This window comes from Kribbella sp. NPDC004875 (genome assembly GCF_042873375.1).
Lineage (GTDB): Bacteria > Actinomycetota > Actinomycetes > Propionibacteriales > Kribbellaceae > Kribbella.
Map to the genome: position 1 here is coordinate 93773 of NZ_JBIALI010000002.1, position 10918 is coordinate 104690.

Annotated in this window: 16 protein-coding genes; 9 read left to right on the forward strand and 7 right to left on the reverse strand. The window is 69.6% G+C overall.

The features are described from left to right. Positions 1 to 32: 32 nt before the first annotated feature. From ACFYRH_RS11585 to ACFYRH_RS11610, 6 genes are read left to right on the forward strand one after another with little or no spacing between them, the layout of a single operon-like run. Entirely contained in the window at positions 33 to 119 is an 87-nt protein-coding gene (locus ACFYRH_RS11585; RefSeq protein ID WP_387775242.1) for a putative leader peptide, read from the forward strand. A 57-nt stretch (positions 120 to 176) separates the two neighbouring features. After that, complete coding sequence (locus ACFYRH_RS11590; protein ID WP_387772012.1) at positions 177 to 1079, forward strand: sulfite exporter TauE/SafE family protein; 903 nt, start codon at positions 177 to 179, stop codon at positions 1077 to 1079. 41 nt (positions 1080 to 1120) lie between these two features. Further along, complete coding sequence (locus ACFYRH_RS11595; RefSeq protein WP_387772015.1) at positions 1121 to 2191, forward strand: ABC transporter substrate-binding protein; 1071 nt, start codon at positions 1121 to 1123, stop codon at positions 2189 to 2191. Positions 2192 to 2204: 13 nt separating this feature from the next. Continuing rightward, positions 2205 to 2978: an ABC transporter ATP-binding protein gene (locus ACFYRH_RS11600; protein ID WP_387772018.1), complete on the forward strand. Its 774-nt coding sequence runs from the start codon at positions 2205 to 2207 to the stop codon at positions 2976 to 2978. Continuing rightward, entirely contained in the window at positions 2965 to 3840 is an 876-nt protein-coding gene (locus ACFYRH_RS11605; RefSeq protein WP_387772021.1) for an ABC transporter permease, read from the forward strand. Before ACFYRH_RS11600 ends, ACFYRH_RS11605 begins: the two co-directional genes overlap by 14 nt. 26 nt (positions 3841 to 3866) lie before the next feature. Continuing rightward, complete coding sequence (locus ACFYRH_RS11610) at positions 3867 to 4256, forward strand: PLD nuclease N-terminal domain-containing protein (protein ID WP_387772024.1); 390 nt, start codon at positions 3867 to 3869, stop codon at positions 4254 to 4256. 16 nt (positions 4257 to 4272) lie between these two features. Here ACFYRH_RS11610 and ACFYRH_RS11615 read toward each other — a convergent pair whose 3' ends face one another. The 3 genes from ACFYRH_RS11615 to ACFYRH_RS11625 all read right to left on the reverse strand — a co-directional run bounded on the left by ACFYRH_RS11615 (position 4273) and on the right by ACFYRH_RS11625 (position 5681). Continuing rightward, positions 4273 to 4566, reverse strand: a complete 294-nt coding sequence (locus ACFYRH_RS11615; protein WP_141862871.1) for a WhiB family transcriptional regulator — start codon at positions 4564 to 4566, stop codon at positions 4273 to 4275. A gap of 227 nt (positions 4567 to 4793) precedes the next feature. Beyond that, positions 4794 to 5342 carry a histidine phosphatase family protein gene (locus tag ACFYRH_RS11620; RefSeq protein ID WP_387772028.1) on the reverse strand — a complete coding sequence of 183 codons (549 nt, stop codon included), beginning with the start codon at positions 5340 to 5342 and terminating at the stop codon, positions 4794 to 4796. A 9-nt stretch (positions 5343 to 5351) separates the two neighbouring features. Next, positions 5352 to 5681, reverse strand: a complete 330-nt coding sequence (locus ACFYRH_RS11625; protein ID WP_387772031.1) for a hypothetical protein — start codon at positions 5679 to 5681, stop codon at positions 5352 to 5354. Between the two features lie 313 nt (positions 5682 to 5994). Between ACFYRH_RS11625 and ACFYRH_RS11630 the strand changes: the two genes are divergently transcribed. Continuing rightward, on the forward strand, positions 5995 to 7080 hold the full coding sequence (locus ACFYRH_RS11630) for a 3-deoxy-7-phosphoheptulonate synthase (RefSeq protein WP_387772034.1): 1086 nt from the start codon (positions 5995 to 5997) through the stop codon (positions 7078 to 7080). On the opposite strand, the gene ACFYRH_RS11635 is transcribed toward ACFYRH_RS11630, so the two are convergent. Next, on the reverse strand, positions 7077 to 7526 hold the full coding sequence (locus tag ACFYRH_RS11635; protein ID WP_387772037.1) for an SRPBCC family protein: 450 nt from the start codon (positions 7524 to 7526) through the stop codon (positions 7077 to 7079). The two genes, ACFYRH_RS11630 and ACFYRH_RS11635, sit on opposite strands and share 4 nt — an antisense overlap. Before the next feature lie 116 nt (positions 7527 to 7642). Here ACFYRH_RS11635 and ACFYRH_RS11640 point away from each other — a divergent pair, with 116 nt between their 5' ends. Then, on the forward strand, positions 7643 to 8449 hold the full coding sequence (locus ACFYRH_RS11640) for a helix-turn-helix domain-containing protein (protein ID WP_387772040.1): 807 nt from the start codon (positions 7643 to 7645) through the stop codon (positions 8447 to 8449). A gap of 27 nt (positions 8450 to 8476) precedes the next feature. On the opposite strand, the gene ybaK is transcribed toward ACFYRH_RS11640, so the two are convergent. Both ybaK and ACFYRH_RS11650 read right to left on the reverse strand, forming a co-directional pair. After that, positions 8477 to 8965, reverse strand: coding sequence for a Cys-tRNA(Pro) deacylase (gene ybaK, locus ACFYRH_RS11645; RefSeq protein WP_387772043.1), 489 nt, complete (start codon positions 8963 to 8965; stop codon positions 8477 to 8479). Positions 8966 to 9059: 94 nt separating this feature from the next. After that, positions 9060 to 9770 carry a helix-turn-helix transcriptional regulator gene (locus tag ACFYRH_RS11650; protein WP_387772046.1) on the reverse strand — a complete coding sequence of 237 codons (711 nt, stop codon included), beginning with the start codon at positions 9768 to 9770 and terminating at the stop codon, positions 9060 to 9062. 75 nt (positions 9771 to 9845) lie between these two features. Between ACFYRH_RS11650 and folE the strand changes: the two genes are divergently transcribed. After that, positions 9846 to 10457 (forward strand): GTP cyclohydrolase I FolE, encoded by a 612-nt coding sequence (gene folE / locus ACFYRH_RS11655; protein ID WP_387772049.1) that lies wholly within the window; start codon positions 9846 to 9848, stop codon positions 10455 to 10457. Between the two features lie 19 nt (positions 10458 to 10476). On the opposite strand, the gene ACFYRH_RS11660 is transcribed toward folE, so the two are convergent. Further along, the gene (locus ACFYRH_RS11660; protein WP_387772052.1) at positions 10477 to 10794 is read right to left on the reverse strand and encodes a hypothetical protein; all 318 of its coding nucleotides are present in this window, start codon (positions 10792 to 10794) and stop codon (positions 10477 to 10479) included. Positions 10795 to 10918 lie beyond the last annotated feature (124 nt).

A 10918-nucleotide genomic window follows, 5' to 3' on the forward strand; every position in this document is an offset into this window, starting at 1 on the left:
TCTTGCTCGACTTTGTCCGCTTTCATGGTCCTATGCAGATCGTCGCGAACGCGCCCGGAGACGCCCTCACGCGGCGCCGGCACGTCGATCTGCTGCGCGTGAACTCCTCGGGTTGTTGACCCCGGCGTCGTTCCCTCGACACCGCCCGACTCCTTCCGACCCGTAGGAGCAGTTCTGTGCGTCGTCTCATCCTGATCGCGTTGCTGGGCTCGATCGCCCAACTCGTCGACGGCACCCTCGGCATGGCGTACGGCGTCACCGCCAGTACCGCCCTGCTGATCACCGGGATCAGCCCGGCCGTCGCCTCCGCCTCGGTCCATCTGGCCGAGGTCGGCACCACGCTGGCTTCCGGCCTGTCGCACTGGCGGTTCGGCAACGTCGACTGGCGCGTCGTCGCGCTCATCGGTGCGCCCGGCGCGGTCGGGGCGTTCGCCGGTGCGACGTTCCTGTCCAGCCTGTCGACCGAGTCGGCATCGCTGTGGGTCGCCGGACTGCTGCTCCTACTCGGCGTCTACATCCTGGTCCGCTTCGGCACCGGGAAGGTCCGTGCGGTGATCGAGGGCCGTCCGGCGGGCAAGTTCCTCGGGCCGCTCGGTCTGGTGGCCGGCTTCATCGACGCCACCGGTGGTGGCGGCTGGGGCCCGGTCGCGAACTCCGCGCTGCTGTCCAGCGGCAAGCTGGCGCCGCGGCGCGCGGTCGGTTCGGTGAACGCCGCCGAGTTCGGAGTGTCGATCGCCGCGAGCCTCGGCTTCCTGTTCGGCCTCGGCGGCAAGCACCTGCCATTCGGCATCGTCGCCGCGCTGCTGATCGGCGGTGTGATCGCCGCGCCGCTGGCCGCCTGGCTGGTGTCCCGCCTCGCCACCCGTTGGCTGGGTGTCGGCGTCGGTCTCGTGCTGGTCCTGACCAACGCCCGCACGGTCCTGAACGGTCTCGACGTCACCACGGGCCTGCGGTACGCCGCTTACGCCGGGCTCGTCCTCGGGTGGGCCGCGATCGTCACGTACGGCGTCCGCACCGCGGCTCGGCGTACCGCATCGGAGCCGCTCGTCGACGAGCGCGAGCTCGAGCCCGTTTCCTGAGCTTCTCCTTCCTCGAAGTCCTTCAAGACAAAGGCAAACCTGTGAGTATCTCCGCCATCCGTCCGTTCCGCCTGCTCGCCGCCGCTGTCGCACTGACCGTCGCCGCCGCGGGCTGCTCGCGCGCCGGGGGCAGCGACGACACCGCCGCTGCATCGACCGACAAGGGTCCCGCCACCGAGCTGCGGCTCGGGTACTTCCCGAACGTCACCCACGCCGCCGCGCTGGTCGGACTCGGCAACGGCCTGTTCACCAAGGAGCTCGGCAGCACCAAGCTGGTGCCGACCAAGTTCAACGCCGGCCCCGAGGCCGTCGGCGCACTGCTCGGCGGCTCGCTGGACGCGTCCTTCATCGGCTCCGGCCCCGCCATCAACGCCTACGCGAAGTCCAACGGTGAAGCGGTCCGGCTGATCGCCGGTACGACGTCCGGCGGCGCGCAGCTCGTGGTGAAGCCGACGATCACCAAGCCCGAGGACCTGATCGGCAAGACCGTCGTCACGCCGCAGCTCGGCAACACCCAGGACGTGTCGCTGAAGAAGTGGCTCGCCGAGAAGAACCTGACCGGCAAGGTCAAGGTGACGAACCTGGAGAACGCGCAGACCCTCGACGCGTTCAAGAAGGGTGACGTGGACGCGGCGTGGCTGCCCGAACCGTGGTCGTCGCGGCTGGTCCTGGACGCCGGCGCGAAGGTGCTGCTCGACGAGGCGTCGCTGTGGCCGGACGGGAAGTTCCCGACCACCGTCCTGATCGTCCGGACGCAGTTCCTGAAGGAGCACCCGGAGACGGTGAAGGCGCTGCTGTCCGGCCTGGTCGCGGCGATCGACTTCAGTACGGCGAACACCGCCGACGCGAAGACCGTGGTGAACGACCAGTTGAAGGCCGCGACCGGCAAGGCGCTCAAGCCCGCCGTCATCGACCGCGCCTTCGAGCACATCCAGATCACCGCGGACCCGATCGCGTCCACGTTCCCGCAGCTGGCCAAGGACCAGGTCACCGCGGGGATCGCGAAGGAAGCGCCGGCGGTGGCCGGCTTCGCGGACCTGGGGCCGCTCAACGAGGTACTCGGCAAGGCAGGCAAGCCGACGGTCGACGCCGCCGGCCTGGACGCCAAGTAAGTAAGGAGACCCCATGACCGCCATCGTGGACGCGCCGCCCGGCCAACTCAGCCCGGTGCGGTTTCATCAAGTAGGCAAGGCGTTCGGCGCCGGCCGCACAGCGGTTGTCGCTCTCGACGGTGTCGACCTCGAGGTCGGTGCGGGGGAGTTCGTCTGCCTGCTCGGTGCGTCCGGCTGCGGCAAGACGACGCTGCTGAACCTGGTCGCGGGTCTGGACCGGCCGACCAGCGGACGCATCGAGATCAACTCCTCACGTCCGGCCGTCGTCTTCCAGGAGGCCGCGCTGATGCCGTGGCTGACGGCTGCCGGAAATGTCGAGCTGCCGCTGCGAATGGCCGGCGTACCGAAGGGGCAACGCCGGGCGAAGGCAGCGGAACTGTTGGAGCTCGTGCGGCTCGGCGGCGTCGGCGACAAGCGGCCGCACGAACTCTCCGGCGGCATGCGCCAGCGTGTCGCCCTGGCCCGTGCGCTGGCGTCCACGACCGACAGCGGTGACGCCGGAAAGCCGTCACTGCTGCTGATGGACGAGCCGTTCTCCGCGCTCGACGCCATCACGCGCGACGTGCTGCAGGGCGAGCTGCTTCGCATCTGGGAGGCCACCGGTACGGCGATCCTCTTCGTCACGCACGACGTCCGAGAGGCGGTGCGGCTCGGGCAACGCGTCGTACTGCTGTCGTCGCGGCCGGGGCGGGTCGTGCGCGAGTGGGACGTCGAGGACGCACCCGACGCAGTGGACGAGATCAACACGGCGCTGCGGAAGGTGATCAGCAGTCATGCCGCAGCTTGAGGTCCACGAAGGTTCGGTCGAAGCCGGCCTGGACGCCCTCGACACCCCGGTCCTCGCCCCCGAAGGATCGCGGGTACGGCGGATCGCCGCCCGCGTCCTCCCGCCCGTCGGGGCGATCGTCGTCCTGGTGGCGATCTGGCAGGCATTGTGGGCGGCGGCGTTCTGGCCCGAGTTCAAGCTGCCGGCGCCGATCGACGTGTGGAGCCAGATCTGGCAGCTGGTGACCACGGGCAAGATCCTCGAACTGTTCTGGGTGTCCGTGCACCGCGCCGTCATCGGGTTCGCGATCTCGCTGGTGATCGCCGTACCGCTGGGGCTCGCGATCGCGAACGTCCAGGTGGTCCGGCGGGGGATCGGGCCGCTGATCTCGGGGCTGCAGAGCCTGCCGTCGGTGGCGTGGGTGCCGGCCGCGATCCTCTGGTTCGGGCTGAACGACCGGGCGATCTACTGGGTGGTGCTGCTCGGCGCGGTGCCGTCGATCGCGAACGGGCTGGTGTCCGGGCTCGACCAGGTGCCGCCGATCCTGCCGCGGGTCGGCAAGGCACTCGGGGCCGGCCGGCTGAGCGGCATCCGGTACATCCTGCTGCCCGCGGCCCTGCCCGGGTTCCTGGGCGGGCTCAAGCAGGGCTGGGCGTTCTCCTGGCGGTCGCTGATGGCGGCCGAACTGATCGCGACCTCTCCGGAGCTCGGGGAGGGCCTCGGCCAGTTCCTGCACAACGGCATGTCGCTGTCGGACATCTCGATGGTGTTTGCCGGGATCGTGCTGATCTTCGTGGTCGGCGTCGGCATCGAGCTGCTGGTCTTCCGGCCGCTGGAGAACAGCGTGCTGCGCGCGCGGGGACTCACCGCCTCCGCCCGCTGATCGGGTCCGCACCGTACTGTTGGAACGTGGTTCGATTTCTGCCGTTCCTGATCAGCCTCGTGCTCACCGTGTATGCGCTGTTCTCCTGCATCCAGACACCCGACGAGGATGTGCCGCACCTGCCCAAGCTGGTGTGGATCGTCCTGATCGTGTTCGTCCCGTTCGCGGGCCCGATCATCTGGCTGCTGATCTCACGGGCCCAGGGTGCGCGTACCGAGCCCGTCGTACGACGACCCTCGGCGCGGCCGCTCAGCCGGCCGCTGGCGCCCGACGACGATCCGGACTTCCTGAAGTCCCTGGACCGCTACCGGGACCCGCGCACCACCGTGAAGCCACCGGAGCCCGAGGACCCCGAGGACACGCCGAAGCCGAAGGACTCCGGTGACTCACCGACGGAAGACGACGGGACTGCCTGACGCAGGCTCGAGACAGCTAGGCCGACTTGCGGTGCTCCGGGAGAACGGGGTTGTCGCGCTCCGACTCCGTGGTGCCGCCCCACACGCCGTAGGGCTCACCGACGGACAGGGCGTGCTGCCGGCACTCCGGCTGCACCGGGCACGTGCCGCACAGCGACTTGGCCACCATCTCGCGAGCGCGTTTGCGAACGCCACGCTCCGACTCGGGTGAGAAGAAGAGCTCCGGGTTGACGTCCCGGCAAGCAGCTTGTGACTGCCAGTCCCACAGATCCATGAGCGGGCGGGGCAGGCGAGGCATCCCTCTCGACATGGCAACCTCCTTGACTCACCGTGAGCGCGGACGGGCGCTCGGTGAAAACTATGCTCATCTCTTACGTAGTTCAACCCTTGTTGTCTCGAAGTTCGGGCCATTTGTTATCAGCGCGGGCCGTCGCGGGCCGTGATCGGGCGTTTTCAGGCGGCAGGCGTGTTCACGTCACCACCATGTGTGACATGAGTCACTTCAGCGATGCATGATCAGCTGCACGTGCAGATGCTTCAGGCGCCGTTCGAAGGGTCGTAGCGGTAGTACTCGTGCGCCCCGTGAGCGGTGTTCCGCTCGCCCGTCAAGGCCCGGATCACGGTCGCATGGGTGATCGCCAGGACCGGTCCGTCGGTGCTCGCGGTGTGCCGGGCGAGGGCCGCGCGGGCCCGCTCGCGAACCCGCGAGAGCGGCTCCCACGGGCGCTGCATGCCGTCGGGCCACTCACCGTCGTACGCCTCGAACTCGGCCTGCGCCGCGCGGACGTCGGCGGCGCCGCGCCAGAGCCCGTGGTGGTCCGGCAGCCAGTCGCGCAGGTCGTGGTCGACCTTCACGCCGAGGGCCAGCCGGTGGCCGATGATCGCGGCGCTGTGCAGGGCTCGCGTGAACGGCGAGCTGACCAGGTACGTCGCGCGGATGCCGCCGAGCAGGTCGGCAAGGTCTTCGGCCTGCTTCATCCCGACGGCGGTGAGGGGGGCGGAGTCGGCCGCCATTCCCGGCCAGCCCCGGGAATCGATCGGCGCGTAGTCCGGCTCACCGTGCCGGACCAGGTAGATCTGCGTCACGGGCATGTTCTACCGGAGATGCCGGGCCGCCGCCCATCCGCGCGGGTGACCGGGCGGTGCGAGCGGGTCGGTGACCGCGGACGGGCGGATCTGGTGCAGCTCGTCGAAGAGGTTGTCGAGACCGGCCCGCGGCGCGGTCGGCGCGGCCTGCGCGTCGAGCCAGCGGATCTCGGTCGCGCCCTGGTGGCCGTGCACGGCGAGGATCGCCTCGACGTTCGGCCAGACGGCTGTCGCCGGGTTGTCGCCGCGCCAGCGCAGGGCCACCGATCCGTCGGTGAACTCACACCCCTCCGCCACCACGCCGGTCCCCGACACCCCACTGGGATCCCGGTACCGCACCAACTCAAAGGTCCGCGGCCTCACCACCTGCAGCACTCCCCGATGTCTCGACCCGTCTTGCAGCCCTCAACGAGCCCACACCGCCGATGGTTACTCCGGGGCGGATGTTCCTGGGTGCTATTGTCGGTCCCGTGAAGCGCAGCTATTGGCGATTTTTTGAGTGGCCGGCCTTGGTGCCGGGCGACTCAGCCGATCGCTGACGCCCACCGCAGACACCAGAGCCGGCACGAAGGCAAGGACATCCGTCCTTGCCTTTTCTCGTTCCCAGCCGGCTGACTGCGACGCTTCGTGGCGACCGGCGGAAAGGTCCCCCATGAACACCCTTCCCCGACCGAGCGAACAGACGCGCGTCGTCGACCGACGGATCGAGAAGACCGTCCCGTTGGTCACCCCGCAGGCGCTGCACGACGAGTTCCCGCTCGGTGACGACCTGGCCCGGACCGTCGCCGACGGCCGGCAGGCCGTGGCCGACGTACTGAACGGCGTCGACGACCGGCTCGTGGTCGTGGTCGGTCCGTGCTCGGTGCACGACGCCGACGCCGCCCTCGAGTACGCCGGACGCCTCCGGCCGGTCGCCGAGCGCCTGTCCGACGGCCTCCTGGTCGTGATGCGGGTGTACTTCGAGAAGCCGCGCTCGACCCTCGGATGGAAGGGGCTGATCAACGACCCCGGCCTGGACGGCTCCGGTGACGTGAACCGCGGGCTCCGGATCGCCCGGCAGCTCCTCGTGCAGGTCACCGAACTCGGTCTCCCGGTCGGCTGCGAGTTCCTCGACCCGATCACCCCGCAGTACATCGCCGACACCGTCGGGTGGGGTGCGATCGGTGCGCGGACCGTCGAGAGCCAGGTGCACCGCCAGTTGTCCTCCGGTCTGTCGATGCCGATCGGGATGAAGAACCGCCCCGACGGTTCGATCGCCACCGCGGTCGACGCCATCAAGGCCGCCGCCGTACCGCACGTCTTCACCGGTATCGACCACGACGGCGCCCCTGCGATCCTGCACACCCGCGGCAACCCGGACTGCCACCTGGTACTGCGTGGCTCGGACGGCGGCCCGAACTACGACGCGGAGTCCGTCGCCGGTGCCGTCGAGCTGCTCCGCACGGCGGGCCTGCCCGAGCGGGTCGTCGTCGACGCCAGCCACGGCAACAGCCGCAAGGACCACCGCCGGCAGCCGGTCGTCGCCGAGCAGATCGGCGCGCAGGTTGCGGCCGGCAACAAGGCGATCGTCGGCGTGATGCTGGAGTCGTTCCTGCAGGAAGGCCGCCAGGAACTCGACCCGACCCGGGAGCTGACCTACGGCCAGTCGATCACCGACGCCTGCATGGGCTGGGACACCACCGTCGCGGTGCTGGAGAAGCTCCGCGACGCGACGCTCGCCCGGCGCGGCCAGAGCTAGGTCCGGTCGGGGACATCACGCGCCCGCGATCCCTCCTGCGGATCGCGGGCGTCGCCAAGGGTCCGTTTGATCACGCTCAGGCCGTGCGTCATCGCGTCGGCCATCGGCGTGGCCAGTTCGTCGGGCAGCACGTCGCGGATCCACACCAGTCGGCACCGCCGCTCGGCGTCGGCGACAACCTGCATGGACGCGTTGTCGTGCTCCGGCCGAACGTTGCCGTCGACAACCGTGTAGACGATCCGGCGCGCGTCGTCGTCGACGCTGACCCGTCGTTCCCGGACCACAGTGCCGTCGGTGAAGGTGACGATCCGGCAGTCGGCCTCGACCTGGGTGTCCTGCACGAATCCCGGCGCCATCCGCGACGGACCGCCGGTGAAGTCGCCGATCACCTCCCACACCTCCTCGGCACTGGACTCGATCACGATTTCTTTGCTGATGGACGCCATGGCTCCTACCTGTGGTCACTGTGCTCGAGGTTCGATGCGACAAGCCTGCACCGAAGCCGGCCCCCGGTCTTGAAGATCCTTGCGGGACTGTCGGACCCACCGCATAGCATCCGGAGGTGCTCGCCTTCGCCGACCTCGCTACCAGTCCGGACTTCACCGTCACGGCGGTGGACTGTCGAGACGATCATCGCGGCTGGACGAGTGAGGAGCCGCGCGAGGACGTGCGGCTCGTGTTCGTGCGCCAGGGCGGGTTCCGCCGGCGCGTCCGCGGCGTCTGCGCGGACCTCGACCACACCGTCGGCTACCTCGGCCTGCCCGGTGAGGAGGAGCAGTTCGCTCATCCCGCTGGTGGCGACAGGTGCACCTCGATCAGCCTGACATCCGCGCTCTGGCGGTCTTTGGCCGGCGAGGCGCCACGGCTCGTCGGCTCGTCAGTGTACGTGCAGGGCAGCCTCGAGCTCGCCCATCGGCAACTCGTGGCCGCCGCTCGCGCCGCTGACACCGACTACGCGGCGGTCGAAGGACTGCTGGGCCTGGTGGCGGAGGTCGTCCGGCAGGTAGTGACCACGACCATTCCGGACGGCGACCCCGCCGGCGCCGGTGACCGGGCGCTGGTAGCGCACGCCCGCGGCGTGATCAGCGATGGTCACCCTGCCGCGACGGGGTTGATTCCGCTTGCTCAACTGCTGGACGTCTCGCCCTACCGTCTCAGCCGGGCCTTCACCCGCGAACTCGGGGTCTCGCTCACCCGCTACCGCAACCGAGTCCGCGTAGCCCGCGCACTGGACCGGCTGGAGGGCGGCGAACCGGGCCTTGCCGTGCTCGCTGCCGACCTCGGCTTCGCCGATCAAGCCCACCTGTGCCGAACCATGCGCGAACACTTCGGACACACTCCGACCGCGCTACGCAGACTGCTCGCCTGAGGCCGGCCCCGGCGTGCGCGTCGGCTGTCAGCGGGCGATGGCCGCCGTTCGCGCCCGGGTCACGGAGATCAGCGCGTCGGGGGACAGGCCGATGTCGAGACCGCGCCGGCCGCCCGAGACGTAGACCGTCGGGTGCTCGGTGGCGGTGTTGTCGACGACCGTCGGCAACGTGCGCTTCTGGCCGATCGGGCTGATCCCGCCGACGACGTACCCGGTGCTGCGTTCGGCGGCGGCCGGGTCGGCCATCACCGCCTTCTTGCCACCAGCCGCGGCCGCGATCGCCTTCAGGTCGAGCTGCTTCCCGACCGGTACGACGCCGACGGCGAGCTTCCCGTCGACCTCGACGAGCAGGGTCTTGAACACCTGCTCCGGCGCCAGCCCGAGCGCCTCGGCGGCCTCCAGCCCGTACGACTTGGCCGCCGGGTCGTGTTCGTAGGTGTGCGTCGTGAACGCGACCTTCGCCTTCGTCAACGCGACCGTCGCCGGAGTGCCCTGCGCCTGCTTAGCCTTCGCCACGGGTCGAGCTTAGTTGTCGGGACCGCCACGGCACGGCTTGACCTGGGCGGATCTCCAGCACTCACCAAGCGGGCGTCCGCGCAGGGCCTCGCGCTCAGCGGTCGTTCGGCCGGCTGCCGTTCGCGGGGTTGGTGAGTGGTGCAGGTCCGCTGATCCGGACGCAGCAGTGGCCGGCTGTGGGGGCGAGTTCCGCTCGGAACGGGGAGTCGAGGCCGGTCAGCAGGCCGGCGACCAGATGCAGGTTCATCCCGCAGACCAATTGCGGATGCTCCTTCGCCAACCGCCGAAACGGACAGTTCCCCAACGCGATCCGGCCCCCCTCCACCCGAGGCTCGAACCCGTGCGCCTCGAGGACCTGCTCCAGTTGCTCTCCGCGGGCTTCGGCGGTGCGGGCGAGCGTTTCGCCGTACTCCTTTGCCCGGCGGTTGACGGCTTCTCGTGGCGTGCGGCCAGTGGTTTCGGCGTCCTGGATCGCCGCGGCGAGCAGATGGCCCGCGACGGCGTACTGGCGTTCGGGGAGGCTGATCTCGATCTCGCGCTCGGAGCGGTGGTACAGCTTGGCGGGCCGACCCGCGCCGGGCCCTGTGCGTCCGGTCCGGCGCTCGTAGCAGGTGTCGAGCAGGCCCTCCTCGGTCAGCCGGTCCAGATGGAACGCGGCCGTGGTCCGCGGGATGCCGAGGGCGGTCGCGGCGTCGTCCCGGCTGACCGCGGCCGGGGCGCCCGCGACGTACTCGTAGAGGCGCCGCCGGGTCGGCTCCTCCAGCACGGCGATCGCCTGAAGAGACGCGTCCCAGGAGATGTCCACGGAATGATTCTATCGACAACATCGGTTGGACAAACAGTATGATGGCTGTTCGTTGATTTCTCAGGGAGTGTGCAGATGGCGATCTCGGCCGACCTCGAGTCCGTCCCCCTCCATATCGTCGCCCGCCGGGAGGAGATCGATCTTCCCGCCGCGGAGCGCGCCGTCGCGGACCTGCTGACCGCCCTCGGGCGGGATCCGCAGAGCACGCACCTCGCGGACACCCCGCGCCGGGTCGCGAACGCGTACGCCGAGATGCTCACCCCGCGCGAGTTCGAGCTCACCACCTTCCCGAACGACGAGGGGTACGACGAACTCGTCCTGGCCAAGGACATCCCGGTGCAGTCGCTGTGCGAGCACCACCTGCTGCCGTTCGAGGGCGTCGCCCATGTCGGGTACCTGCCGGGCGACCGGATCCTCGGGCTGTCGAAGCTGGCCCGGGTGGTGGAGCTGTTCGCCCGCGACTTCCAGGTCCAGGAGCGGCTGACCAAGCAGGTCGCCGATTGGCTGCAGGACCACTTGGACCCGAAGGGTGTCGGCGTCGTGATCGAGGCCGAGCACCAGTGCATGTCGCTGCGGGGCGTCCGTGCGATGGGTTCGCGGACGGTCACGTCGGCGCTGCACGGCGTACTCCGGAACAACCCCAGCTCGCGTCAGGAGTTCTTCGCCCTCACGGGCCTGACCCCCTGACGCGTGCGGGTGCTGTGGTTCAGGCCGACGCGGCCGTCGGCTCGTGGGTATGCCGGCCGGTCGCCAGGATGTGGGTCAGTTCGCCGGGCAGTAGGTCGGTGCCGGGGACCGGTTCCATCTCGGAGATGTCCAGCCAGCGCACCACGGTGGCACCGCTGTGGCCGTGGACGGCGACGATGGAGTCAAGGTCCGGCCAGACGGCCGTCGACGGATTCGGTCCGTGCCAGCGGAGCGCGACCGAACCGTCGGTGAAGACACATCCTTCGGCGACGACACCGGTCCCGGAAACCCCGCTGATGTCGGTGTAACGGACGAGTTCGAAGGTCTGAGGTTTCACCGGCGACACCCCGCGGGGCGTGAATGAGTTGCCATGATCCTTTCCCCGTTGCGACGTGGGTGGGCTTTCGCCACAAACCGGGGACGTGTACAGAGTGTCAGCGGGGAAGGACGGTCTGTAGCGA